We start from the raw sequence: 25,459 nt of genomic DNA on the forward strand, positions 1-25,459 counted from the left end.
CCCACGCCCTCATCGCCCTCGCCAAACTCCACCTCGGCGGCTACAACATCGACCTACCAGGCCGCACCTAACCCACACATCCACCCGGAGAGCCGTTTTTCGTCGCAAGATCATCTGGGCTCGCTCCGGCCACCAGAGCGAAGACCGCGTCGCCGTACTGGCCCAGCTTGCGGGGGCCGATCCCGGCGATCGCCAGGAGCTGTGCCGGGTCCGCCGGGCGGCGTTCCGCGACGGCCACCAATGTTGCATCCGTGAACACCACGTAAGCAGGGACTTTGAGTTCGGCGGCGGTGCTGGCGCGCCACACCTGGAGCCGTTCGTAGAGGTCTTCGTCCAAGTCGGACGGGCAGGACGGGCAGCGGCCCAGTTTGCGGTCGGCGCCGGCCAGCAGGGTGGCCCCGCAGATCCGGCACAACGACACCTGAGGGCGGCGGCGTTCCGGTTTCCGGCCCGGCTCGGCGGTACGCGTTTCGGTGCGCCCACCCCCGGTGAGCTGCGGAAGGAAGCGGCACGGACGACGCGGCCGGCCGCCCGGGGAGCGGGACTGGCCGTACGACAGCCAGAGCACGTGCCGGGCTCGGGTCACGCCGACGTAGAGCAGACGGCGTTCCTCCTCCAACTGTTCGGCTGTTTTCGCGTACGTCGTCGGAAGGGTGCCGTCGGCGAGGCCCACCAGGAACACCGCGTCCCATTCGAGGCCTTTGGCGGAGTGCAGCGAAGCCAACGTGACTCCGGACACAGTCGGCGCGTGCTGCTGCTCGGCCCGGCGGAGCAGCTCGTCGTTGAAGGCGGAGAGCGAGACCTCCCGCTGGAGCCGGCCGGCCTCGCCGATCGGCAGGATCTCCGGCGCCGCCGCATACTCCTCGGCCAGCGCCACCAGGGCGGCCAAGGCCTCCCACTGCTCGCGTGCGGCGCCACCGGGCGGCGGCTGTTGCCGGTTCCACCCGGTCGCGGCCAGCGCCTCCACGACCGCCTCGACGAGCGGCGTCTCGCCCGGGGTGGAGCGCACGGCGGCGCGCAGCGCGACCATCGCCTGCCTGATCTCGGCCCGCTCGAAGAACCGCTCGGCGCCCCGGACCAGGTAGGGCACCTCGGCGTCGGCGAGCGCCTCCTCGTACGTCTCGGACTGCGCGTTGGTCCGGAAGAGCACCGCGATCTCGCTGGCCGGGGTGCCGGCGGCGATCAGGTCCCGGCACCGCCGGGCCACCGCGGCCGCCTCGCCGTTCTCGTCCGGGAAGATCTTGAGTTCCGGCTCGGGCCCGGGCGGCCGCTGGCCGACCAGCTCCAGCCGCAGTTTCGCCTCGGTACCGCGGGCCTGCCGGATCACCGCGTTGGCCAGCCCGACCACCTGCGGCGTCGAGCGATAGTCACGGACCAGCCGGACCACCACAGCGCCGCGACGCTGCCGCGGGAAATCGATGAGGTACGCCGAAGTGGCCCCGGTGAACGAGTAGATGGTCTGACTCGCGTCGCCGACCACCGTCACGTCGTCCCGGCCGCCGAGCCACGCCTCCAGCAGCCGCTGCTGCAACGGGTTGACGTCCTGATACTCGTCGACGACGAAGTGCCGGTACTGGGCGCGGATCTGATCGGCGACATCCGGGTGCTCCTCGATGCCCCAGACCGCGGCGCGCAGCAGGTCCTCGAAGTCGATCACGCCCTGCCGGCGTTTGAGCTGCTCGTAGGCGGCGAACACCTCGGACACCCGGGCCGGCTCGTGTGGGGTGTCACGCATCGCCTTGGCCGCGGCGACCGCGTACTCCCCCGGCTCGACCAGGGACGACTTGGCCCACTCGATCTCACCGGCGAGGTCACGGGCGACGGTGCGGTCTCCCCGTACCCCCGCCTTGGCCGCCGCAAGACCCACCAACCGTGCCTTGCTCTCGATCAGTTCCGGCATCTGCCGGCCTTCGAGAAGTCGCGGAGCGAAATAGCGGACCTGCCGCAGCGCGGCGGCGTGGAAGGTCCGGGCCTGCACCGCGCCGGCGCCGAGCGCGCCGAGCCGGGCCCGCATCTCGGCGGCGGCCCGCGCGGTGAAGGTGACCGCGAGCACATGCCGGGGGCTGATCTCGCCGGACATCGTCCGGTACGCGATCCGGTGGGTGACCGCCCGCGTCTTGCCCGTGCCGGCGCCGGCCAGGATGCAGACCGGTCCGGCGGGCGCGGTCACCGCCGTACGCTGATCGGGGTCGAGCCCGTCCAGCACTCCTTCAGTCCGCACGGTAGGGAATCATGACACCCCGGCGGGGTGTTGTGCCTATCAGCCGCACCGCCGTGTGACCTGTATCGAAGGAGCCCTGACCGATGCTGACCATGTACTCGACGTCCTGGTGTGGGTATTGCCACCGCCTGAAGTCGCAACTCGACCGGGAGGGCATCGCCTACGACGTCGTCGACATCGAGCAGGACGAGGCCTCGGCCGAGTTCGTGCGCAGCGTGAACGGCGGGAACCAGACGGTGCCGACCCTGAAGTTCGCCGACGGCTCGGCCCTGACGAACCCGTCGATCGTCCAGGTCAAGCAGCACCTCGCCGCGATCGCGGCGTGATCTTCGGGAGGGGCCGCGGCCCCTCCCGAAACCATTACGGGATCAGCGCCGGGATGCTCGAGTCGAGCAGGCCACGCTCCTTGAGCGCACCGTAGAGCGGCGTGGTCTCCGGGTAGTGACCCCACTGGTGGTCGCCGTCGCCGTTGCCGAAGCCGCCGAGCAGCTGCTTCTGCACCTCGGTGAGGTTCGCCCACTCCGGCCGGTTCGGCAGGTCGGCGTTCTCGTCGCGCATGGCGATCCAGCGCGGGGTGTAGCCGAAGAACGCGCCGACACGGGTGATGTCGGAGTAGTTGTCCGACCGGGCGTGCCAGATACGGCGGTCGAAGACGACCAGGTCGCCGGCGTTCGCGGTGATCTGGGTCGCGCCCTCGGGCTGCGGCCACGGGACACCACGGCTCGGCGGGCCGGGCAGCCAGTTGGTCTTGTGGCTGCCGGGCAGGACGGTGAAGTTGCCCCGGCCGGTCTCGCTCACGTCGGAGAACCAGAAGGCCAGCTTGACCGAGAGCATCGGCCGGGGATCGGTCTCGATCTCCCGGTTCTGCCGGCCGCCGTCCTGGTGCCAGTGCCACCAGTCCTTCTGCTTCTCGTGCAGCTGCGGGTGCACGTCGATGTGCGAGTGGTAGATGTGCAGATTCCACCCGAGCAGCGACCAGATGTACTTGAAAGCCTTGGGGTGGTCGATCAGGAAGGCCAGGTCGGGCACGTGCGCGATCGGCGACAGCTGGTGCAGGGCACCCGTCGCGCTCAGCTTGCCCTCGGACTTCTGCTGCTCGTAATACCCCAGGATCGCGGCGCGACCGGCCTCGATCTCGCTCTCACTCAGCACCGACGGCACGACGATGTAGCCGTCCCGGTCGAACGCCTCCCGCTCCTCCGCGGTCATCGGCGTCCACGCCGGCGCCTCCACCTGAGTCATCGGTTCCCCTCTCGTCTTTGCAAGGAAGACGCGATGACCCGTCCGCCAGGTTGCCGCTAACCAGAAATATTTTCTGGATCTTCGAGCAGCCACTTCTCGATCAGATAGAAGGCGATCGACGAGCTCATCGGCACCGACTGGGAACCCTCACCGGAGAACATCTTCGCGACGTCCTCCCTGGTGAACCAGTGCGCCTCGTCGATCTCCTCGGGGTCCAGCGTCAACGGCTCCCCGGGATCGGCGATCCCATGGAAACCGAGCATCAACGAGCCGGGGTACGGCCACGACTGGCTGCCCTCATACCTGATCTCGGAGAGGGCGATGCCCACCTCCTCGTACACCTCGCGGGCGACCGCCGCCTCGGCCGACTCGCCCGCCTCGACGAATCCGGCCAGGCAGGAGAAACGACGGCCGCCGTCGGGCCGGGCCGGCCAGGCCGCGTTGTGCCCGAGCAGGCAGCGCCCACCCGGGCCGGCCACCCCGTCGTGCACCAGGATGATCATCGCCGGGTCGGTCCGCGGCCACATCATGCCGCCGTCCGGGTCGACCCGCGCCCAGCCGGCCTCGACCACCTCGGTCGGTTGACCGGTCTTCGGCGAGAAGCGGTGACTGCGGTGCCAGTTGCCGAGGGCGACCGCCGTGGTGAGCAGGCCGGTGCCCAGGTCGTCGAGCAGATGCCCGGACTCCCGGAGCCCGGTCGCCCGGACGCCGTCGCCGGCTTCGACCGGACCGTCGACGGCCCAGTACGGGGTGCCGTCCGGGCCGAGGCCGAGGAACCAGCGCTCGGCGTCCGGCGCCTCCGACGACGGCGCCAGGATCAGTGCGGCGCCGCCGTCGGGGTGGTCGGTGACCAGGGCCCGGCCGCCTTTGGCCAGGTCCACGACGAGGACCTGACCGCGCTCCCAGGCGGCGGCGAGCCATTTCTCGTCCCGGCGGTGCTCGGCCGCGCGGTCGAGGGTGGTACGGGCGAGTGGCGGACCACTCGGTTTCTCGGAGCTGATCACGCTGCGCTGCGCTCCACGACGGTCAGGGCGGACAGTTGCGACTCGATCTTCTCAGCATCGCCGAGGACCACGGTCACGGCCCGGGACGGGGCGAGGTACTTCGAGGCCGCGGCGGCCACCTCCTCGCGGGTGGCCGCGGACAGTGCCGCAGAGTACTCCCGGAGGTGGTCGAGGCGGAGCCCGAAACCGGCGTACACGCTGGCCAGCCCGGCCAGCCCGGCCTGGGTGGACATGCCGAGCCGGAGCGTGCCGAGGGCGTAACGCCGGGCCTGTTCCAGCTCCTCCTCACCGGGCGGGAGGCTGGCGATCCGGCCCAGCTCGTAGACCGTCTCCAGCAGCGACGGGCCGGTCACCTCGGTGGCCACCTCGGCCGCGGCGACCAGAGCCGAGCCGGCGACGTAGTGCTCGATCGACGAGTACGACCCGTAGGTGTAGCCCTTGTCCTCCCGGATGTTCTCGGTCCACCGGGACGAGAAGTAGCCGCCGAAGACCAGGTTCGCCAGGTTGAGCGCGGCGTAGTCGGGATCGGTACGGGTCAGCGCGGGCAGCGCGAGCCGCAGCGAGGACTGCACCGAGCCGGGCCGGTCGACGAGCAGCAGCGGGCCGGTCTCCAGCGCCGGGGTGGGCGGCAGGCCGCCCTCCGGGGAGCTGCCCGACCAGCCGCCGAGGATCTTCTCCGCCGAGTCGATGGCCTGGTCCGGGTCGATGTCGCCGACCAGCACGAGCACCGCGCCGTCCGGGCGGACCCGGGCGGCGTGCAGGTCGCGCAGCGGCTCCGGCGACAGCGCGCGGATCTCCTCCGGCGACGGGGTCTGCACCGCGTACGGGTGGCTGCCGTACATCCGCTTGAGCAGGGCCACCCGGGCCAGGTGGGCCGGCTGGCTGAGCGCCACCTGGATGTGGTCGACGAGCCGGTCCCGCTCGGTGGACACCTCCTCGACCGGGTAGGTGGCGTCGGTGAGCACCGAGGCGAGCAGCTCGAGGGTGCGGTCCAGGCCGTCGGCGAGCGCGTTGCCGCTGATCAGCAGACGGTCCGGGTCGAGACCGGCGGCCAGGCTGCCGCCGACGGCCTGTAGCTCGGCGGCGATGTCGATGCTGTTCATCCCGCTGGTGCCGGTGAAGAGCGCCTGGGAGAGCAGGGTGGCCGGGGCCAGCCCGGCCTGCGCGAACGGGATCCGCAGCCGCACCTCGACCAGCGGCACCGCGGACCGGCGGATCGCGATCACGGTGAGCCCGTTGGGCAGGGTGCGCTCGCGCTCCCGCGGCAGGTTCAGCTCGGCGTCCGGCACCAGGTCGGGCAGAGTCTTGGTCACGAGGAGGCTCCCGGGATCACTTCGACGGAGGCGCGGCGCTCGGGCCGCAGGGTGGCCGCGGCGGCGACGATCTGCTCCTCGCGCACCTCACTGATCAGCTTGGGCAGGTCGTTGAGCAGGCCGGGACGGCCGCGCTGCAACTCCAGGACGGCCATCGGCTGAGCCCGGCCGAGCACGTCGTCGGTGCCGTGCAGGGCGCGGGTCGCCATCCGCGCCTGGGTCCGGTCGAGCTCGCCGGGCTTGAGGCCGTCGGCGGCCAGCCGGTCGAGCTCCTCGTCGATGGTGCGCAGCACCTTGTCGGCGTCGCCGCCCGGGGGCATGTGCGCCTGGAGGAGCAGCGCCGTCGGGTTGCGCACCAGGTACTCGTCGCCCATGAAGCCGATGTAGCCGCCCATCGTGGTGGCCGTGCGATCGCGCTGGACCAGGCGCTCGACCAGACGGGACGCGTCACCGTCGGTGAGCACTTCGGCGAGCACCACGTACGGCAGGTAGTCCTCGAAGGTGCCGATCGGGTCGGGCACGCGCCATCCGGCGGCCACCGCCGGCAGCGGCGCGATCCGGTCGGTGTACGACTCGCGCCGCTCCCCGCTCAGGTCGGCCTCGTCGAAGTCGGGCAGCACGGGGGCGGGCCGCGCCGGCACGTCACCGAAGTGCCGCTCGATCATCGCGGTCGCGTCGGCCACGTCGAAGTCGCCGGCGACCGAGAGCACCGCGTTGCCACAGGCGTAGTAGCGGTCGAAGAAGCCCTGCGCGTCCTCGACGGTGGCGCTCTCCAGGTCCTCGAACGAGCCGTAGCCGTCGTGCGCGTTGGCGAAGGTGCCGAACATCACCGGTGGCAGTTTCAGCCAGGGGAACCCGCCGTACGGCCGGTTCAGCACGTTGACCCGGATCTCCTCCTTGACCACGTCGACCTGGTTGCGCAGGTTCTCCTCGGTGAGCCGGGGGCCGCGCATCCGGTCCGCCTCGAGGAAGAGCGCCCGCTCCAGGCCCCCGGTCGGCAGCACCTCGAAGTAGTCGGTGTAGTCGAGGTGGGTGGAGCCGTTGAAACTGCCGCCCGCGCCCTGCACGTGGCGGAAGTGCGCCAGCTTCTCCAGGTTCTCCGAGCCCTGGAACATCAGGTGCTCGAAGAGGTGGGCGAAACCGGTTCGGCCCTCCGGCTCACTGCGGATGCCGACGTCGTAGACGACTGCTACGCCGACCACCGGGGCGCTGCGATCCGGGGAGAGGACCACGCGCAGACCGTTGCCGAGCGTGAACCGCTCGACCGGGTATTTCGTCGCGGGGATCTTGATTTTGGGCGCCACGGTACGAATCTAGCGGACACACCTGCGTAGTCGAATGGCGACGCCGAGTAAATACATCAATATCCGTTCCCGATCTTCTGCCGCGAATCGGACCAGGCCCGGCGCGTCGACAACTCCCCCGTCACCCTCCCGGGGGAAGCTCCGGCACGATACACCCCGAAAATGCCCCGATGCCGGTTTCCCGCTCCCCGGACCCGGCTTGACTCACCAAACCTATATGGTCCAGTATTCCCATCCAACAGATAGGGAAACCGAAGTATCGGCGGGAGGAGGAGCGCGGCGTGTATGTCTCGGCTCGCACGGACTACGCCGTACGCGCGATGCTGGCGGTCACCGCCGAGCACCCACGCCTGGTCAAGGCGGCCGGGCTGGCCGCAGTCCAGGACATCCCGCTCAGCTTTCTACAGGGGATCCTGCTCGATCTGCGCCGCGCCGGGCTGCTGCACAGCCATCGTGGCGTGGACGGCGGGTACGCACTGGCCCGCCCGGCCGAGGAGATCACCGTCGGCGATGTGGTTCGCGCCGTCGGGGGTGCCCTCACCACGGTCCGGGGGCTGCCCACGTCGACGGCCGTCTACCACGGGGCAGCGACGGCGCTGCACGACGTGTGGGTCGCCGTCGAGGCGGCCATCGAGGGCGTGGTCGACCACAAGACCCTGGCCGAACTCTCCAACACCTCAGTGAAACGAAATTAGGAGTGAGCATGAGCTCCCGCACCATACGTGCGCTCGCCCTTGCCTCGGCTGCTCTGGTGGCCACGACCGCGCTGGCCGCCTGCGGCTCCAAGGAGGAAGAGAAGACCGCCGCCGAAGCCGCCGCCGGTAACGCCGCCGAGGCCCCCGCCATCAAGCTCGGCTACTTCCCGAACATCACCCACGCCCCGGCCCTGGTCGGCGTGAACAAGGGCATCTTCGCCGAGAAGCTGGGCAGCACCAAGCTGGAGGCGACCACCTTCAACGCCGGCCCGGCCGCGATCGAGGCGCTGCTCTCCGGCGCGATCGACGCCACCTACATCGGCCCGAACCCGGCGATCAACGGCTGGTCCAAGTCCAAGGGCCAGGCGCTGAAGATCATCGCGGGCAGCACCTCGGGCGGCGCCGGCCTGGTCGTCAAGGAGGGCATCAACACCCCGGCCGACCTCAAGGGCAAGAAGATCGCCACCCCGCAGCTCGGCAACACCCAGGACGTCGCGCTGCGCGCCTGGCTGAAGTCGAACGGCCTGAACGCCGACACCAGCGGCGGCGGTGACGTCTCGATCCTGCCGCAGGACAACGCGACCGCGGTCCAGGCGTTCGCGCAGGGCACCATCGACGGCGCCTGGGTGCCGGAGCCCAACTACAGCAAGCTGATCCTCGAGTCCAAGGCCAAGGTCCTGGTCGACGAGAAGACGCTGTGGCCGAACCAGGACTTCGTGACCACCCACCTGATCGTCAGCCAGAAGTTCCTGAAGGACTACCCGGGCACGGTCAAGAAGCTGCTCCAGGGCCACATCGCCGCGGTCAAGTTCATCAAGGACGACAACGCCGGCGCGCAGAAGGCCGCGAACGCCCAGATCGAGGCGCTCACCAGCAAGCCGCTGAAGGACGAGATCCTCACCGCCGCGTTCGCCAACCTCAAGTTCACCTACGACCCGATCGCGTCGTCGCTGTTCACCAGCGCCAAGCACGCGGAGGAGGTAGGCCTGCTCGACCCGGTGGACCTGAAGGGCATCTACGACCTGACGCTGCTGAACCAACTGCTGGTGGCGGACGGCCAGGCCGAGGTCAGCGACACCGCGGCCTGATCCAGCCTTTCTTTGAAGAAGATCTAAACCTCAAGGTGGGAGGGGCGAGTATGAGCACGGTTGTCCGGATCGACGATGTGACCAAGCAGTACGGTTCGGGGAGCAACACTCTGCTCGCCCTCGACCACGTCTCACTCGACGTCGACAAGGGGGAGTTCGTCTGCCTCCTCGGCGCCTCCGGCTGCGGCAAGAGCACCCTGCTCTCGCTGGTCGCCGGCCTCGACAAGATCACCAGCGGCACCCTGGACATCGGCGGGCGGCACGTCGCGCTGATGTTCCAGGAGGCCGCCCTCTTCCCCTGGCTCTCGGTGGCCGCCAACGTCGAGCTACCCCTGAAACTCCAGGGTGTGGGCCGTTCCGAGCGCCGGACCCGGGCCCAGGAGCTGCTCGAGATCGTCCGGCTGGCCGGTTTCGGCGACAAGCGGCCGCACGAGCTCTCCGGCGGCATGCGGCAGCGGGTCGCACTGGCCCGCGCACTCGCTCAGAACGCCGACGTCCTGCTGATGGACGAGCCGTTCGGCGCGCTCGACGCGATGACCCGGGACATCCTGCACGACGAGCTGGAGCGGATCTGGCGCGAGCAGGAGCTCACCGTTCTCTTCGTCACCCACAACGTGCGTGAGGCGGTCCGCCTCGGCGACCGGGTGATCCTGCTGAGCAGCCGGCCCGGCCGGGTCATCGAGGACTTCAAGATCGATCACGCGCGCCCACGGCGCATCGACTCCCCCGAGGTCTCCGGCCAGGCCGCCGAGATCACCGACCGGCTCCGCGCGGAGGTCGCCCGCCATGGAAACTGACACCTCGATCAACGACGCCCCACCCGGCGACGCGCTGGCCACCCTGGCGCCCCTCGACCGGGCGGACCAGGCCGCCGAGCGGGTCAGCGGCCTCGACGCCCTCGAGCTCGGGCCGAAGAAGGAGAAGGGCAACCTCGGCAAGAGGATCTGGGCGAGCACCTGGCCCAAGCTGCTGGCGATCGCGATCGTCATCGGCGCGTGGCAGCTCGTCTACCTGTCCGAGTGGCGGCCGGTCTACGTGTTCCCGCCACCGGCCGACGTCTTCGCCGAGCTCGGCGAGCTGATCACCGAACCGAAGTTCTGGGACGGCGTCCAGCTGACCATGACCCGGGCGCTCACCGGTTTCGCCCTCGCCGTGGCGATCGGCACGATCATCGGCGCGGCGGTCTCCCAGTTCCGGCCGCTGCGGGCAGCGATCGGCTCGCTGATCACCGGCCTGCAGACCATGCCGTCGATCATGTGGTTCCCGCTCGCCATCCTGCTCTTCCAGCTCGGCGAGGAGGCGATCCTCTTCGTGGTCGTCATCGGCGCCGCGCCGTCGGTGGCGAACGGCCTGATCAGCGGCATCGACTACGTGCCGCGGACCTGGCTGCGGGTCGGCCAGGTGATGGGCATGCGGGGCATCGCGAAATACCGGCACCTGATCCTGCCCGCCTCGCTGCCGTCCTTCGTCTCCGGGCTCAAGCAGGGCTGGGCGTTCTCCTGGCGCAGCCTGATGGCCGGTGAGCTGCTGGTCATCGTGCCGGGCACGGTGTCCATCGGCGTCCGGATGCAGACCTCCCGTGACCTGAACGACGCGGTGGCCGTCCTCTCGTACATCATCGTGGTTTTGATCATCGGGATCTTGGTCGACCAGTTCTTCAACGCCGCCGACGGCGCCCTGCGCCGACGCTGGGGCCTGACCGGAAACTAGATCGGCCGGACCGAGGCCAGGACCTCGTCCACCACGTCGTCGAATTGGCGGTGGGTGTCCGGGATCGAGACGTAGAGGATCGCCGCCGTCGGTTTGCCGACGTCGATGACCGCCACCGCGGAGAGCTCCGAGGTGGCGGTCAGACCCGGTTCCCGGAAGCTGAGCCGGAACTCGCTCACCCAGGCCGGCAGCCCGCCGAGCGTCGTCACCTCGTCGCGGATCGGCTCCATGCTGTTCGGCTGCGGGTAGTAACCGGCCCGCACGTCCGCCACGACCTGCCGGCCGACACACTCCAGATCGAGCGACACGGCGTCGTTGTCGGCCGCCGGGACCGCCGCCGACAGGATCGACGCGTGGTACTGCCCACCCTGATAGATCTCGGTCACGAAGTGCTGCCCGACCCGGTACGGCACCTGCAGGGTGCCCGCGTTCCACACGTCGGTCCAGGTGACCCAGGGCGCGCCGTACCGCTTGTAGGTGATGCCGGCCTCCGGATCGGAGGTGCGCTCGCCGTCGGCCGGCGCCGGCGCCGGAGCGCTCGGCGCGGCGCTCGCGGCGCCCGGCGAGACGGTCGGTGCCGGACAGGCCTGCGCCAGCGGCGGCCGCAGATCGGCAGGTGGCGCCGCTTTCTCCCCGAACGGGTCGCCGTCGCCGCCGAGGATCACCACGAGCAGGACCGCAAGCCCGGCCGCGAGGATCACCCCGGCCACCCCGCCGAAGATCATCAACTGCCGCCGGCGCCGATCGGGTCCGTCGGGGCCGGGCGGCTCGGGCTCCGCCGCCGGTCGCGGATCATCGTCCGGTACGCGATAAGCGGTCACCATCCCCGACGACCACGGCCCGCCCGGCCGCTCCCAGACGGGCGGCGGTGGCTTCGGCTCGGACATACACACCAGTGAACACCACGAGCGCCGTGACCGCCGGGACGCCCACGCGGTCCCACGAGCCGGTATGCCCGCCGGAATTGTGCATCCGCCCCGCGCCGTTCCCAGAAACTTCGGCTACCGTGCTGCCATGGAACTGGTGTATCCCCCGGTCGTCGCCCTGGCCAAGACGATGTTCCTCGTCCTCGACAACAAGATCGTCGTGGAGGGCGCCGAGCACATCCCCTCCAGCGGCGGGGCGATCCTGGCCAGTAACCACTCCAGCTACCTGGACTTCATCTACTGCGGCTACGGCGCCCAGCCGGCCAAGCGCCTGGTCCGGTTCATGGCCAAGAAGCAGGTCTTCGACCACAAGATCAGTGGCCCGCTGATGCGCGGCATGCGGCACATCCCGGTCGACCGCAAGGCCGGCACCGCCGCGTTCAAGCACGCCATCGACTCGCTGAAGAGCGGCGAGATCGTCGGCGTCTTCCCGGAGGCCACGATCAGCGAGTCGTTCACCATCAAGGCGCTGAAATCGGGCGCGGCCCGGATGGCCCAGGAGGCCTCGGTCCCGCTGATCCCGATGGCCGTGTGGGGGCCGCACCGGCTCTGGACCAAGGGCCGTAAGAAGGAGCTGACCAAGCGGCACGTGCCGGTCATCATCAAGATCGGCGAGCCGATCCCGGTGGCCGAGGATTCGACGCCGGAGTCGCTCACCGCGACGCTGAAGGAGCGGCTGGCCGTGCTGCTCGACTCGGTTCAGCGGGCCTACCCCGACCAGCCGGCCGGGCCGGACGACCGCTGGTGGCTGCCGGCGCACCTCGGCGGCACCGCGCCGCTGCCCAGTCCCGCCGCATCCGTCTGACCGATACCGATCACTGAAGGCTCCCGGCGCGCCGGGAGCCTTCTCCATACCCCGCAAACGAACGGTGCCGCACCCGTCGGGTGCGGCACCGAATGCTGAGCGTGGGAGGGTTCGGGCGCATTACACGCCCGAACCTCACACTCTCGGTTCACAGCTGCCCGGCCACACGAGGCGGCCGAAACTCAGAAGTGAATCAGAGGGCGCGGATGTTGGCGGCCTGCGGGCCCTTCTGGCCCTGGGTCACCTCGAACTCGACCCGCTGGTTCTCCTCCAGGGCCCGGTAACCGGACATCTGGATCGCGGAGAAGTGGGCGAAGACGTCGGCGCCGCCGTCGTCCGGGGTGATGAACCCGAAGCCCTTGTCCGCGTTGAACCACTTCACAACACCGGTAACCATGCTCGTCTCCTCGACGATCGATCGCTCCCGACCATTATGGACGGGAACGAGGTAATAAGACCCGCATTCTGTGGGTCTCGTGTCGCCGTACTGATCGCCCGACCGGAGCAACCCGGGTTACGACAAAGAGCGCCTGGGGCAGACTTCCCCACAGGCGCTCCTGAGTACTTGGGAACCAAACTGACAACGCTGAGGAGCCTAGCACGGAGAAGGAGGCCGGGAGGTGCTCGGCGTAGAAGTCGCATGGCAGCTCAAGACCGCGGGACTGATGTGGAAGCCGCAGCTCGGCGACCGTTTCACAGTTCCGGACCGGGACCTCGACGACGAGGTCTTCGTCCTCAGCAACATGACGATCCAGGTGCACGATCGCCCGGAGGGGCGAATCATCGGCTTCAACGGAACCACCGAATGGGCGCTCGACGACGTCGATCTCGACGAAGCACTGTGGCTGCCCCGCGAGGACCAGCTGCGCGAGCTGCTCGGCGGCACGTTCCGGTCACTTCACAAAGATCACGACACCCATACGGTACGGACCGAGCTGCTCGGCCGTGAGCAGGCGTTCACCGCCGGCACCGCCGAGGAGGCCTACGCCACCGCCCTGCTCCATCTCCTCGCCTCCGCCATGTGAATCCGGGCTGGTTCTCACTGGGGGATGTCCTCGATCAGGGTGGCCAGTTCGGTGACGTCCATCAGGTCGGCCGGGCGGACCGTGACCTGCTCGCGGACGTAGTGGAAACCGGCCCGGACCTTGCGCACCGGCACCCCGGCCAGCGACGCCCAGGCGATCCGGTACGCCGACAGCTGAACCGCCGCCGCCTCCGCCTCCACGCCGGACGGGCGGCGGCCGGTCTTCCAGTCGATCACGTCGAACCGGCCGTCCGGGTCGGCGTAGACCGCGTCCATCCGCCCGCGCACCACCACCCCGGCGATGGTCGTCGCGAACGGCACCTCCACCTCGATCGGCGTCCGTTCCGCCCACTCGCCGGTCAGAAACGCCTCCTGCAACGCGGCCAGTTCGGCGTCGTCGGCCGCGCCCTCGTCCGCCGCCCCCGGCAGGTCGTCGATGTCGAGCAGCCGGACCGCGCCGAACCGCTGCTCCAGCCAGGCGTGGAAGGCGGTGCCGCGACGGGCCTGCGGCGCCGGGCGGTGCGGCAGCGGGCGGCGCAACGAACGGGCCAGAGACTGCGGGTCGCGGCGCAGCACCACGAGCTGTGAGACCGACAGGTGCGCCGGAACCGTCACCTCGATCGGGCCGTCCTTGCGGGCCCGTTCCGCCCGCTCGGCCAGCAGCAGACGCGCCTCCCGGCGCCAGCGGGCGATGTCCGGATCCTCGCCGGCCGCCGCCCGGTCCGCCGCCTCGGCCGCGGCCAGCAGCCCGTCCCGATCCGGCGCCCCGGCCAGATCCGGCACCTCGTCTCGATCCCGCTCGTCCGGCTGGCGTGGGAGCGGGACCGATGGCGGCGGGGAGTCAGGGGGCGGGGCGGTCACCCGTACCGCCGGAAGGGGTTTGGACCAACCGGCGCCGTCGGGGACCTCGCCCGGACCGGCCAGGCCGACCAGATCGGCCGCGAGGCCGGCCCGTGCCGCCACCTGCGGATCCGCGGCAGCCAGGTCGGCGAACGCCTCGGCCGCGGACGCGTCCGGATTCTCGATCATGCGGCGGATCAGGTCGGCCGCCACCGCCATCGCCGGACGGCGCAGGCCCAGCGGGTCGGCCGGCCACTCGGCCGTCGCCACCACCTGATCGCTCGGATTCGTGTCGCCGGGCGCCGGCTCCGGCGTCCACACATCGACCACCCCGGCGCCGTCCGCACAGGTCTGGCGGATCTCGTCGAGGAAGACCGACGGACCGCGCGGCCGCTTCACGCCGTCACCCCACCAGTAGCCGGAACACAGCAGCAGCCGGCGCGGCCGGGTCACCGCGACGTAGGCGAGGCGGCGCTCCTCGCGTTCGTCGTGTTCCCGCCAGGCACGGCCGAAAGCGGTCACCGCGCCCGCCACGTCCTTCTGCTCCATGGCGTCCGACAGGTCCAGGACCGGCAGACCCGACGAGTCGCCGCGCAACGGGAACGGCAGCACCCCGATGCCGCCCAGGTAGTGGTCGGAGGCGCGGGCCAGACCGGGCCAGACACCCCGGCACAGGCCGGCCGCCGACACCACGTCCCACTCCAGGCCCTTCGCCGCGTGCGCGGTCAGGATCTGCACGGCCCCCTCGACCACGTCGACCTGGCCCGGCTCCAGGCCACGCTCCTCCTCCTCGGCCGCGGCCAGGAAGGCCAGGAAACCGGCCAGGGTGCCCGACTCGTTCTCGGCGCCGTAACGAGTCGCCGCCTCACCGAGCGCGTCCAGGTGGCCGCGGGCCAGGCCGGCGTCCCCGGCCGCCCAGCCGCGCACCGCCACCTCCACGTCCAGGCCGATCGTGCGCTCGATGTCGGCGAGCAGGTCGGGCAGCGGCTGATCCAGGCGGCGGCGCAGTGCGGCCAGCTCCCGGCCGTACTCCTGGAGGCGCCGGTGGCCCTCCGGCGAGTAGTGGTTCGGCGCGCCCAGGTCGGCCATCGCCTCGACCAGGGTCGCGTCGTCCAGCCGGTCCGTGTTCACCTGCTCCGGGTCGGCCGCCGAACGGCCCGACGCCGCCACCCGGGCGTTGGCGATCACCCGCGACCGCCGGTGCAGGGCTACCAGATCACGCGGGCCGATCCGCCAGCGCGCGCCGGTGAGCAGCCGCAACAGCGACGCGCCGTCGGTCGGGTCGGCCAGCACCCGCAACGTGCACACCACATCGCGGACCTCCGGGGTGTCCAGCAGCCCACCCAGGCCGACCACCTCGACCGGCAGGCCCCGCGCCCGCAGCGCCTCCTCGATCACCGGGATCTGGCTGCGCACCCGGACCAGGACCGCGCTCGTCGGACGGCGCTCCAGCGGGATCTCCCCCGGCGGCGCCGACGGCATCCCGGCGACCAGGCGCCACGCGGTCAGCATCGAATCGGCGATCCAGTTCGCCTCGTCCGCGTACGTCGGAAGCAGCGCACACGTCACGGTCCGGCCGCCGACCGCCTCCGCCGTCCGGTCCGCCGCCCGCAACTGGTGCACCTGCGCGCGCAGTGGCGCCGACACGGTGTTCGCCACCCGCAGGATCTCCGGGCGGTTGCGCCAGCTCCGGGTCAGCGTGCGCACCCACGACGGGTGGCCCGCCGAGTCGACGAACTCCTCCGGGAACCGCTCCAGCGTCCCCGCCGACGCGCCCCGCCAGCCGTAGATCGACTGGCACGGGTCACCGACCGCGGTCACCGGGTGCCCCCCGCCGAACAGGTTGTTCAGCATCGTCACCTGGGCGTGGCTGGTGTCCTGGTACTCGTCGAGCAGCACGATCCGGAACCGGCCCCGCTCGATCGCGCCGACCTCCGGATGGTCCCGGGCCACCAGCGCGGCACGGGCCATCTGGTCACCGAAGTCCATCGCCTCCAGGTCGAGTTTGCGCTGCTCGTAGAGGCGGACCAGGGGCAGCAGGGTGAGCCTGTTCTGCTGGCGGCGCAGCATCTCCGAGACGTCCTTGTAGACCCGGCCCGGATACTCCTGGACGTCGGCGAAGAACCGCCCGGTCCACGCGGCCAGATCGTCCGGGCCGACCAGGTGCTCGGCCAGCTCGGCGGCCAGCGCCAGCACGTCGTCGGTGACCGTGCCGGGCGCGCGGTTCAGCCCGGTCATCTCGCCGGTGTACGTGCGGACCAGCGAGTCGACGATCTGCCAGCGGGCCGCCTCGGTCAGCAGGCGGGCGGACGGCTCGAACCCGGCACGCAGGCCGTGCTCGGTGACCACCCGGGCGGCGTACGCGTGATAGGTCGAAATGGTCGGCTCACCGGCGAGCGCCTCGTCCCGGCCCAGCCGGCGGCTCAGCTGCCCCAGCCGGGTCCGGACCCGGTGCGCCAGCTCCCCCGCCGCCTTCCGGGTGAACGTGAGACCCAGGATCTCGCCCGGATGCGCGTATCCGTTCGCGACCAGCCACACCACCCGCGACGCCATCGTCTCGGTCTTGCCCGAACCGGCGCCCGCCACCACCAGCAGCGGCTCCACCGGCGCCGCAATGATCGCCTCCTGCTCGGCCGTCGGCTCCGGCAGTTGCAGCATCCGGGCCAGCTCACGCGGCGTGAACCGGGGGCCGGACCGGACCTGGCGGCGGGGCTGCGGGCCCTCGGCGAACAACGTCGGCTGGGTCATCAGTCCTGATCCGGTCCGTTCGGCTCGACTACCTGCCGGCCCTTGCCGGAGATCGGGCAACTGGTTCGTACCGGGCAGACCCGGCACCTGCTGTTGGCCACCGCGGAGAACGTGGACGCCGCCATCGCCGCCGCGGTCCGGCGCACCATGCCGTCCGCCCAGCCCGGATCGGGCGCGTCGGTCAACGGCACCTGCATCTGCTCCCGGGCGTCCTTGCCCGGCCCCAGCTGCACCAGCGCCGCACCACCGCTGTCCGTGCCGAAATCCGCGAACGCGCCCGCGTCGATCGCCGCCTGATAGCCACCGAGCTGCGCGTTCTCCGCCACGTCGGACGCCGACACGGCGGTCGTCTTGCCCGTCTTCAGGTCGATCACCACGAGGCGGCCCTCCTCGTCCACCTCCAACCGGTCCACCCGGCCGGTCAGCTGGATCGGGTTGCGCTCGTCCTCCAGCCGCACCGTGAACTCGTGCTCGATCGCCAGCAGCCGTCGCGGGTTCACCGCCAGCCAGCGCAACAACTTGTCCACCATCGCCTGGGCGCGCTCGTGTTCCGGGCCGGCCAGCCACTGGGCGGCCAGCTCGATCGAGTCGAAACGGGCCGACACGTACTCGACCAGCTTCTCCCGGTCCGCGTTCGCGTCCTCGGCCAGCATCGCCGCGGCGTGCACCAGGTTGCCGATCCCCTGCGCCGGGCCGGCCGGCGCCGCGCCCCCGTGTCGTTCCAGCAGCCAGCGCAGACTGCATCGCAGGGCGCTCTCCATCGACGACGGGGTGACCTTCACCGGCTCGCCCTCGTCGACGAGCGGCCGGTCATCGGACAGCGGTCGCAGGCCCCACCACTCGTCCGGATGCGCTCCCGGCACCCCCGCGGCCGCGAGGCGTGCGAGCTCGGCCGCCGCAGCGCGCCGGCGGCTGGGCGTTTCGGCACTTCCCACCACGACGGTACGCAACTCGGCGACCAGCGAGGCCAGGGTGAGGGCACGGGGCGGCCGCCCGACCGGAAGCTCCACCTCCCCGTCCATCTGGTCGTCGCTCGCCGGCTCGCGCTCCCCCGCCTGCGGCTCGCGGTCCCCCACCTGCGGCTGGCGGACCTGCGCCTGTGACTCGGGGTCGCCGGCGCCTGCACCGTCCTGCCTGCCTGGCTCGGCGGTTCGGCCCGGCGCCGCGATCTGGCGTGGCGCCACGTCTTCGCCCGGCAGCGCAGTTTCGCCCGGCATCGCGGCTTCACCCGGCGGGTCCTTGTCTTCGGCCGCCCCGCCGCCGGTGGGATCGGTGGGGGTGTCGGGTGGCCCGGTGTCCCAGGGGTCGGGTCGCGGTGGGCCCGGTGGGAGCTCACCGCCCGGGCCGCGCCTCGGGGTGGCGAGCTCGGTGAGGAAACGGCTGGGCTGCTCCTCGCCCACCGAACCACCGACGCTCGCCGACGCCACCGCGGTGACCACCAGACGACGCCGGGCCCGGGTGGTGGCCACGTAGAACAGCCGCCGCTCCTCGTCGAGCAGCGCCGAAGTCTCGCCGAGAATCGCCTCCGGACCCGTCGCCGGGCGGCCGGCCAGCACGTCGACCAGGCGTTCCGAACCGAGCAGGCTGCCGCGGAGCCGCAGGTCGGGCCAGATGCCCTCCTGGACGCCGGCGAGGATCACGACGTCCCACTCCAGGCCCTTCGCCGCGTGGGCGGTGAGCAGGCGGACCGCCTCGCCGCGGTCGGCGCTCGGAGCGATCGAGTCGGCGGGCAACTCCTGACCGAGCACGTGATCCAGGAAGACCGAGACACCGGCGCCCGGCAGCCGGTCCACGAACCGGGCCGCGGCGTCGAAGAGGACCACCATCGCGTCCAGGTCACGGTCGGCCGCCTCGGACCGCCACTCCCGGGCCCGGGCCGAGTCACGCTGGTCCGGCATCGGGGTGTTCCCGGTGCTCATCGCATACCACCTGTCGTGCAGGCCGCTCTCCCGCCAGACCGTCCAGAGCACCTGCTCGGCCGACGCGCCGGCCTCGGCGGCCGCCTCCCGGGCGACGGTCAGCAGCCGGGCGACGGTCTGCGCCGGACGGGCCCAGCGCCGCTCCACCAGGTCGAGCCCGGCCGGATCACGCACCGCGTCGACCAGCAGCTCACCGGACGGCCGCCGGTCACCGGCACTGATCGCCAGCGCCCGCAGCCCCTGCCGGAGCCGCCGCTCGGCCAGCGGGTCGGCCCCACCCAGCGGCGAGTGCAGCAGCGCGACGGCCGCCTCCTCGTTCAGCGCGGCGGGGTCGACCGCGCAGCGCAGCAACAGCAGGAACGGCGCGACCGCCGGCTGGAGATGCAACGGCAGATCCTCGGCGTGGATGATCGTCGGCACGCCGGCGGCGGCCAGCGCCCGCTGCACCGACGGCTGCTGGAGCGTCGTCGACCGCATCAGCACCGCCATCCGCGACCAGGGCACGCCATGCAGCAGATGCGCCTCCCGGAGGGCGTGCGCGACATAGGCGGTCTCCGCAGCAGTTGACCGAAATGTCCGCACGATGGCCGCCGGCACCGGCCCAAAATCCACCTCGCCGTCAGCCGGCGATTTCGCCGCCGCGGGAGAGGCCGGCACCGCGGGCGCGGGAGAGGGCTCGGGCGCGGGAGAGGCCGGGGGCGCGGGCGGATACATCAGGCGGTGGGCCATCGGGCCGCGCATCCGACGGGTCACCCGGGTGGTGGCGACCAGCAGCGGCGGGGCGGCCCGGTAGTTGGTGTGCAGGACGACGGTTTCGGCCGGGGCGCCGGAGACCGATCGGAACCGGGGCGGGAAAGCGGTGACCACGGCCGGGTCGGCGCCCCGGAACCCGAAGATCGACGAGTCCGGGTCGGCGAACGCGACCAGAGGCTTGCCGCCGCCCGCGACCTGGGCCAGGAGGTCCACCTGGGCCGGGTCGGTCTCGGCCAGCTCGTCGACGTAGACGTGGTCCAGGCGGCGGCGCTCGGCCTCCAGCAGGTCGGGCTCGTCGGCCAGCAGGCCCGAGGCGGCACGGACCAGCTCGGCCGGGTCGTAGGCGGTGGAACCGCGGGTGGTGACGTCGCGGAGGGCCAGCACCGCCACATACTCCCGGAGGAAACGGGCGGCGGCCGGCCAGTCGTCGCGGCCCAGGCGCTCGCCGAGGCGGGCCAGCTCGACCGGGCCGACACCACGCTCGGCGGCACGCTGCATCAGGTCGCGCAGCTGCTGGGCGAAGGCTCTCGTGGGCAGGGCCGGGCGCAGCGCCTCCGGCCAGCCGATCCCGTCGGGCGCCTCCGGGTCGGCGACGACAGCGAGCAGCTCACGAATGATCAGGTCCTGCTCGGGCCCGGTGAGCAGGCGCGGGGACGGCTCACCGCGCTCGGCGGCGGCCCGGCGGAGCAGCCCGAACGCGTAGGCGTGGAAGGTGCGCACCAGCGGCTCGTGGACGATCCGGCCGGGGTCGTCGGCGATCCGGGCCTCGATGCGGTCGCGGAGGGCGGCTGCGCTGCGCCGACCGAAGGTGAGGATCAGGATGCGCTCCGGGTCGGTGCCCTCGGCGATCCGGGCGGCGACCGACTCGACCAGCACCGACGTCTTGCCCGTGCCGGGACCGCCGATGACCAGGAGCGGACCGGAGGTGTGCCCGGTGACCCGGCGCTGGACCGGGTCGGCCGGCAGCGCGGGCACCACCGGGCGGGGGCGACGGACCAGGCGATAGGTGGGCCGGCGCACGGGGGGAAGGGAAACCGGCGTGCTCACGGCATCTATGAGAGCACGCCGGTATGACGTTATTCCGGGCCAGGAAGGGCAGCCCCGCCGGAATCACACCGAACGGCCGATGCGGAACCACCGTTGAGCCGGGCCCAGCCCCGGCCCGCGAGCCGTCGCTCACAACGGGAATCCACCACCGGAAAGAACGGTGAGCGACGGCTCGCGGTCTCTGATCTCCCGCCAGCCGCCGCCCACAACGGGAACGGTCTCTAACCGGCGGCGAGAGCCGACTCGGTGAGGTCGACGGCTTCGGCGACGGTACGCGCGGTGAGCAGCATGTCCATCGCGGCCGGGCGGACGAACTTCTGGTCGACGAGGGTGCCGAGCCAGCGGGTCAGTCCGTCGTAGAAGCCGTCCGGGTCGAGCAGGACGATCGGCTTGCGGTGCACGTCGAGGGTGGACGTGGTCCAGACCTCGAAGAGCTCGTCGAGGGTGCCGAGGCCGCCGGGCAGGGTGATGAACGCGTCCGACCGGTCGATCATCACGGTCTTGCGGGCGGCCATGTCGTCGGTGATCACGAGTTCGGCCGAGTCCTGGTCGGCGACTTCGAGGTCGACCAGGCACTGCGGGATGATGCCGAGGGTGTGACCGCCGGCCGAGCGGGCGCCGTCGGTGACGGCGCCCATCATGCCGACCCGGCCGCCGCCGGAGACCAGGGTGTGGCCGCGCTGGGCCAGCACCCGGCCGGTCTCCGCGGCGAGGTCGAGCCAGCGTTGTTCGAGGGTGGTCGAGGAGGCGCAGAAGACGCAGATCGCGGCCACGTCACTGCTGCCCGGAGGGGTCGGCGTCGGTGATGATGCGGACGGCTTCGGCGACGTCGTCGGTGACCTGGATGAGATCGAGATCCATGGCACTGATCTTGCCTTCGTCGAGCATCCGGCGCTTCATCCAGTCGAGAAGGCCGCCCCAATATTCGGTGCCCATCAGGATCACCGGGAAGCGGGTGACCTTCTTGGTCTGGACCAGGGTGATCGCCTCGAACAGCTCGTCGAGGGTGCCGAAGCCACCGGGCAGGACCACGAACGCCTGCGCGTACTTCACGAACATGGTCTTGCGGACGAAGAAGTAGCGGAAGTCGATGCCGATGTCGACCCAGTCGTTGAGGCCCTGCTCGAAGGGGAGCTCGATGCCGAGCCCGACGGACATGCCGCCGGCGTCGGTGGCGCCCTTGTTGGCCGCCTCCATGACGCCGGGACCGCCGCCGGTGATCACCGCGTAGCCGGCCTCGGCGAGGGCGGCCCCGAGGTTCTCGGCCAGCTCGCACTCGAAGCTGTCGGCGGCGCTGCGGGCCGAGCCGAAGACGCTGACCGCCCGCGGCAGGTCGGCGAGCGTGTCGAAACCCTCGACGAACTCGGAGAGGATCCGCAGCGCCCGCCAGGCGTCCTTGGTCTTCCACTCCTCCCGATTGTGGGAGTCGAGCAGTTTCTGATCGGCCGTGCTCGGCGGGATGGCGTCACGGCGCAACGTGACGGCTCCACGATGACGCTCCGGCCCCGCCTGTCGCCCGTTGGTGCTCTCCGTCATGCCACAAAGGTAGTGCGGACGGTCAGTACCTGGTGAATAACCGGCTGCGTTTCGGTAAGAGGATTGCGACCCGCAGACCTTTTTGCCAGATTGAGACAACCGACAGTAGCCCTGACGCGTCTGTACAGTTACCGACCTGGCATCACCGGGCTCCCCGCGAAGGAGCGACCACCGTGACGAATCGACACGAACGCCTCAGGATCCAGCGCCGGATCCGCCTGGTGCTGGAGGAACGGCGCGCCGCTTTCGCGGGCCGTGACCCGGAACCGGCGGTCGATCCGGAGGCGACGATGGAGATCCCGCCGCCGCAGCGCGCGATCGGCCGGGTCACGGTCGAGTATTAGGGCGCCAGCCACCGGTAGAGGGTGGCCGCCCCGTCGCGGATCTTGCCGATCTCGACGTGCTCGTCCGGCGCGTGGGCGAGGGCCGGGTCGCCCGGCCCGTAGTTGAGCGCCGGGATGCCGAGCGCCGCGAACCGGGCCACATCGGTCCAGCCCAGTTTGGCGGCCGGTTCGATGCCGATGGCGGCGAGGAACTCACGGGCCGGCGCCGCGTCGAGACCGGGCAGCGCGCCCGGGGCCGAGTCGGTGACGGTCACGTCGAACCCCTTGAAGACCTCCCGCAGGTGGTCGGCCGCCTGCTTCTCCGAACGGTCCGGCGCGAACCGCAGGTTGACCTCGACCACGCACTCGTCGGGCACCACGTTGCCGGCGACGCCGCCGGCGATCCGGACGGCACTCAAGCCTTCCCGGTACGTGCAGCCGTCGATCGTGACGGTCCGGGGGTGGTACGCCTCCAGCCGCCGCAGCACCTCACCGGCCGCGTGGATGGCGTTGACCCCACGCCAGGCCCGGGCCGTGTGCGCCCGCCGCCCCTTGGTCCGCACCTCGACCCGCATGGTGCCCTGGCAGCCGGCCTCGACCGCGCCGAACGTGGGCTCGAGCAGCACCGCGAAGTCGGCCCGCAGCCACTTGGGGTGTTCCCGGGCGACCAGGTTGAGCCCGTTGAACTCGGACTCGATCTCCTCGGACTCGTAGAACAGGTAGGTCACGTCGTACCGCGGGTCGGGCAGGGTGACTGCCAGGTGCAGGGCGAGCGCGACGCCGCCCTTCATGTCGGCGGTTCCGCAGCCGTAGATCAGGTCGTCGACGACGGTGGACGGCAGGTTCCCGTTGATCGGGACGGTGTCGAGGTGACCGGCGAGGATCACCCGCTGTTCGCGGCCCAGCCTGGTACGCGCCATCACCGTGTTGCCGACCCGGCGGACGCTGAGGTGGCCGGCTTTGTGGAGGACGTCCTCGACGCAGTCGGCGATCGCCTTCTCGTCGCGGGACACGGACTCGACGTCGACCAGGGCACGGGTCAGCACCACCGGATCGACCAGCACGTCCGGGGTAAGCGGGTTGGCCATGTGCGCACCATACCGGGGGCCGACGAGCCCGCTGATCACTCATTGAGGGTCCGGTAGGGTTCGGTTCGTGGAAACCGCGATCTCGACCTCGCCCGCCTGGGGCATCGGCCTCGCCACTGTGACCGCCGAGGGGCAGGTTCTCGACACCTGGTTCCCCGCGGGATACCTGGGCCTCGGTGAGGAGCCGGCCGAGCTGCCGGTTCTCCCGGCCGGGCAGACCGGCCCGAAACTGCTGCCCGGCCTGAGCACCGTCGAGGTGCGGGTGCTGGTCAAGTCGCTGGCCGACCCGATCGCCGACGCGTCGGACGCCTACCTGCGCCTGCACCTGCTGTCGCACCGGCTGGTCCGGCCGAACGAGGTGAATCTGGACGGCATCTTCGGCAAGCTGGCCAACGTGGCCTGGACGTCGGCCGGCCCGTGCCCGGCGGAGCGGGTCGACGAGTTGCGCTTCCTGGAGCGCGCGGCGGGCCGTCAGCTGGCCGTCTACGGGGTGGACAAGTTCCCCCGCATGATCGACTACGTGGTGCCGTCGGGTGTCCGGATCGCCGACGCCGACCGGGTCCGGCTCGGTGCCCACCTGGCCTCCGGCACCACCGTGATGCACGAGGGATTCGTCAACTTCAACGCCGGCACGCTCGGCACCTCGATGGTCGAGGGCCGGATCGTGCAGGGTGTGGTGGTCGGCGACGGCTCGGACATCGGCGGCGGCTCGTCGATCATGGGCACGCTGTCCGGTGGCGGCAAGGAGAAGGTGCGGATCGGCGAGCGCAGCCTGCTCGGGGCGAACGCGGGGGTCGGCATCTCGCTCGGCGACGACTGCGTGATCGAGGCCGGCACCTACATCACCGCCGCTTCGAAGATCGCGCTGCCGGACGGCCGTGTGGTGAAGGCCATCGAGCTGTCGGGTGTGAGCAATCTCCTGTTCTGGCGTAACTCGGTCTCCGGCGCGCTGGAGGCCCGGTCGCGTAAGGGCACCGGCATCGAGCTGAACAGCGCTCTGCACGCCAACGACTGACACTCATCGCAATGCCTGGGCGGCCGCCGTGCGCACGGCGGCCGTCAGTGTCTCCAGGGCTGTGGAGGAGATCCGCCAGCACTGCCAGTGGAGCGGGATGTCCAGGTGCCGGCCGGGGCGGATCTCGACGAGACGGCCGGCCTCCAGGTGCGGACGTGCCTCCTGCTCGTAGAGCATGCCCCAGCCCAGCCCCATGAGCAGGGCCCGGTTGAAGGCGGCGGTGGCCGGCAGGTAGTGGATCGGCGGGTCCCGGTCCAGGCCGAGGAACCGGTGCTGGAGGCGGTCCTTGCGGTTGTAGAGCAGCGTCGGCGCGGACTCGTCGAGGCCTGGCGCGGCCACCCCGAGATAGCGCATGACGCCCAGTCTCTCCACCCGGCAGCCCTGCACCGGCACGTGCTCGGAGGTGACCGCGGCCATCGCGGTGCCCGACCGCAGCAGCTCGGTGGTGTGCTCCTGGTCGTCGGTGTGGATCTCGAAGAGCACCCCGGGCACGCTCGTGAGCACCGGAAGGAACCAGCTGTCCAGCGAGTCGGCGTTGACGACCACCGAGATGCGGACGCTGTCGGCGCCCAGGAGCTCGCGTTCCAGCAGCGTCACCTGGTTGGCGAAGCGCAGCAGTCCCTGGCCGGCGGTGGTGGCCGTGCACGGTTTGGCGCGGCGCACCAGCACCTGGCCGACGGTCTGCTCGAGCGCCTTGATCCGTTGGCTGACCGCGGACGGTGTGACATGCAACGCACGGGCCGCCGCTTCGAAACTGCCCTGCTCGACGACGGCCTGGAAGGTCGCCAGCTGCACCTGATCCACGTAAGCAAAACTAATCCATCGTCAAAATGTTTAGCTGGAGCGGCATCAGGACCG

General features: G+C 71.1%; 22 protein-coding genes. 9 read left to right on the forward strand and 13 right to left on the reverse strand.

Annotation, left to right across the window (positions count from 1 at the left end; all coding sequences use genetic code 11):
- Positions 1–67 precede the first annotated feature (67 nt).
- Complete coding sequence (locus AB0E94_RS48140) at positions 68–2,221, reverse strand: ATP-dependent DNA helicase UvrD2 (RefSeq protein WP_360341968.1); 2,154 nt, start codon at positions 2,219–2,221, stop codon at positions 68–70.
- Positions 2,222–2,304: 83 nt separating this feature from the next.
- Here AB0E94_RS48140 and AB0E94_RS48145 point away from each other — a divergent pair, with 83 nt between their 5' ends.
- Positions 2,305–2,547, forward strand: coding sequence for a mycoredoxin (locus AB0E94_RS48145; protein WP_360341971.1), 243 nt, complete (start codon positions 2,305–2,307; stop codon positions 2,545–2,547).
- A 34-nt stretch (positions 2,548–2,581) separates the two neighbouring features.
- Here AB0E94_RS48145 and AB0E94_RS48150 read toward each other — a convergent pair whose 3' ends face one another.
- Genes AB0E94_RS48150 through AB0E94_RS48165 form a run of 4 tightly spaced genes read right to left on the reverse strand, consistent with a single transcriptional unit; the run spans position 2,582 to position 7,084 of the window.
- The gene (locus tag AB0E94_RS48150) at positions 2,582–3,463 is read right to left on the reverse strand and encodes a phytanoyl-CoA dioxygenase family protein (protein WP_360341974.1); all 882 of its coding nucleotides are present in this window, start codon (positions 3,461–3,463) and stop codon (positions 2,582–2,584) included.
- Positions 3,464–3,519: 56 nt separating this feature from the next.
- A complete protein-coding gene (nudC, locus tag AB0E94_RS48155; RefSeq protein WP_360342059.1) occupies positions 3,520–4,464 on the reverse strand; it encodes an NAD(+) diphosphatase in 945 nt (314 codons plus the stop codon).
- The gene (locus AB0E94_RS48160) at positions 4,464–5,780 is read right to left on the reverse strand and encodes a pitrilysin family protein (protein WP_360341977.1); all 1,317 of its coding nucleotides are present in this window, start codon (positions 5,778–5,780) and stop codon (positions 4,464–4,466) included. Before AB0E94_RS48160 ends, nudC begins: the two co-directional genes overlap by 1 nt.
- Positions 5,777–7,084 carry a pitrilysin family protein gene (locus AB0E94_RS48165; RefSeq protein ID WP_360341980.1) on the reverse strand — a complete coding sequence of 436 codons (1,308 nt, stop codon included), beginning with the start codon at positions 7,082–7,084 and terminating at the stop codon, positions 5,777–5,779. The genes AB0E94_RS48160 and AB0E94_RS48165 overlap by 4 nt, the downstream gene beginning before the upstream one ends.
- A 281-nt stretch (positions 7,085–7,365) precedes the next feature.
- Between AB0E94_RS48165 and AB0E94_RS48170 the strand changes: the two genes are divergently transcribed.
- Genes AB0E94_RS48170 through AB0E94_RS48185 form a run of 4 tightly spaced genes read left to right on the forward strand, consistent with a single transcriptional unit; the run spans position 7,366 to position 10,577 of the window.
- On the forward strand, positions 7,366–7,779 hold the full coding sequence (locus AB0E94_RS48170) for an Rrf2 family transcriptional regulator (protein WP_360341983.1): 414 nt from the start codon (positions 7,366–7,368) through the stop codon (positions 7,777–7,779).
- A gap of 8 nt (positions 7,780–7,787) precedes the next feature.
- Positions 7,788–8,867 carry an ABC transporter substrate-binding protein gene (locus AB0E94_RS48175; RefSeq protein ID WP_360341986.1) on the forward strand — a complete coding sequence of 360 codons (1,080 nt, stop codon included), beginning with the start codon at positions 7,788–7,790 and terminating at the stop codon, positions 8,865–8,867.
- Between the two features lie 50 nt (positions 8,868–8,917).
- Positions 8,918–9,664 (forward strand): ABC transporter ATP-binding protein, encoded by a 747-nt coding sequence (locus AB0E94_RS48180; protein WP_360341989.1) that lies wholly within the window; start codon positions 8,918–8,920, stop codon positions 9,662–9,664.
- Positions 9,654–10,577 carry an ABC transporter permease gene (locus AB0E94_RS48185; RefSeq protein ID WP_360341992.1) on the forward strand — a complete coding sequence of 308 codons (924 nt, stop codon included), beginning with the start codon at positions 9,654–9,656 and terminating at the stop codon, positions 10,575–10,577. The genes AB0E94_RS48180 and AB0E94_RS48185 overlap by 11 nt, the downstream gene beginning before the upstream one ends.
- Here AB0E94_RS48185 and AB0E94_RS48190 read toward each other — a convergent pair.
- The gene (locus AB0E94_RS48190; RefSeq protein ID WP_360341995.1) at positions 10,574–11,464 is read right to left on the reverse strand and encodes a hypothetical protein; all 891 of its coding nucleotides are present in this window, start codon (positions 11,462–11,464) and stop codon (positions 10,574–10,576) included. The two genes, AB0E94_RS48185 and AB0E94_RS48190, sit on opposite strands and share 4 nt — an antisense overlap.
- Before the next feature lie 127 nt (positions 11,465–11,591).
- Between AB0E94_RS48190 and AB0E94_RS48195 the strand changes: the two genes are divergently transcribed.
- Positions 11,592–12,308, forward strand: a complete 717-nt coding sequence (locus tag AB0E94_RS48195) for a lysophospholipid acyltransferase family protein (protein ID WP_360341998.1) — start codon at positions 11,592–11,594, stop codon at positions 12,306–12,308.
- Between the two features lie 193 nt (positions 12,309–12,501).
- Here the strand turns inward: AB0E94_RS48195 and AB0E94_RS48200 are convergent, their stop codons facing one another.
- Positions 12,502–12,705: a cold-shock protein gene (locus tag AB0E94_RS48200; RefSeq protein ID WP_093619181.1), complete on the reverse strand. Its 204-nt coding sequence runs from the start codon at positions 12,703–12,705 to the stop codon at positions 12,502–12,504.
- A 223-nt stretch (positions 12,706–12,928) separates the two neighbouring features.
- Between AB0E94_RS48200 and AB0E94_RS48205 the strand changes: the two genes are divergently transcribed.
- Positions 12,929–13,333, forward strand: coding sequence for a pilus assembly protein CpaE (locus AB0E94_RS48205; protein WP_360342001.1), 405 nt, complete (start codon positions 12,929–12,931; stop codon positions 13,331–13,333).
- A 14-nt stretch (positions 13,334–13,347) separates the two neighbouring features.
- On the opposite strand, the gene AB0E94_RS48210 is transcribed toward AB0E94_RS48205, so the two are convergent.
- From AB0E94_RS48210 to AB0E94_RS48225, 4 genes are all read right to left on the reverse strand, one after another.
- Complete coding sequence (locus tag AB0E94_RS48210; RefSeq protein ID WP_360342004.1) at positions 13,348–16,920, reverse strand: ATP-dependent DNA helicase; 3,573 nt, start codon at positions 16,918–16,920, stop codon at positions 13,348–13,350.
- The gene (locus AB0E94_RS48215; protein WP_360342007.1) at positions 16,920–20,612 is read right to left on the reverse strand and encodes an ATP-dependent DNA helicase; all 3,693 of its coding nucleotides are present in this window, start codon (positions 20,610–20,612) and stop codon (positions 16,920–16,922) included. Before AB0E94_RS48215 ends, AB0E94_RS48210 begins: the two co-directional genes overlap by 1 nt.
- 248 nt (positions 20,613–20,860) lie before the next feature.
- Entirely contained in the window at positions 20,861–21,412 is a 552-nt protein-coding gene (locus AB0E94_RS48220) for a TIGR00730 family Rossman fold protein (protein WP_360342010.1), read from the reverse strand.
- A gap of 1 nt (position 21,413) precedes the next feature.
- Positions 21,414–22,175, reverse strand: coding sequence for a TIGR00730 family Rossman fold protein (locus AB0E94_RS48225; RefSeq protein ID WP_360342013.1), 762 nt, complete (start codon positions 22,173–22,175; stop codon positions 21,414–21,416).
- A gap of 173 nt (positions 22,176–22,348) precedes the next feature.
- Here AB0E94_RS48225 and AB0E94_RS48230 point away from each other — a divergent pair, with 173 nt between their 5' ends.
- Positions 22,349–22,519 carry a hypothetical protein gene (locus tag AB0E94_RS48230; protein ID WP_360342016.1) on the forward strand — a complete coding sequence of 57 codons (171 nt, stop codon included), beginning with the start codon at positions 22,349–22,351 and terminating at the stop codon, positions 22,517–22,519.
- Here the strand turns inward: AB0E94_RS48230 and dapE are convergent.
- Positions 22,516–23,586, reverse strand: a complete 1,071-nt coding sequence (gene dapE, locus AB0E94_RS48235; RefSeq protein WP_360342019.1) for a succinyl-diaminopimelate desuccinylase — start codon at positions 23,584–23,586, stop codon at positions 22,516–22,518. The two genes, AB0E94_RS48230 and dapE, sit on opposite strands and share 4 nt — an antisense overlap.
- 67 nt (positions 23,587–23,653) lie before the next feature.
- Between dapE and dapD the strand changes: the two genes are divergently transcribed.
- Positions 23,654–24,601 (forward strand): 2,3,4,5-tetrahydropyridine-2,6-dicarboxylate N-succinyltransferase, encoded by a 948-nt coding sequence (dapD, locus tag AB0E94_RS48240; protein ID WP_360342022.1) that lies wholly within the window; start codon positions 23,654–23,656, stop codon positions 24,599–24,601.
- Between the two features lie 3 nt (positions 24,602–24,604).
- Here dapD and AB0E94_RS48245 read toward each other — a convergent pair whose 3' ends face one another.
- The gene (locus AB0E94_RS48245) at positions 24,605–25,405 is read right to left on the reverse strand and encodes a LysR family transcriptional regulator ArgP (protein WP_360342025.1); all 801 of its coding nucleotides are present in this window, start codon (positions 25,403–25,405) and stop codon (positions 24,605–24,607) included.
- Positions 25,406–25,459 lie beyond the last annotated feature (54 nt).

Source organism: Actinoplanes sp. NPDC026670, assembly GCF_040638175.1.
Lineage (GTDB): Bacteria > Actinomycetota > Actinomycetes > Mycobacteriales > Micromonosporaceae > Actinoplanes.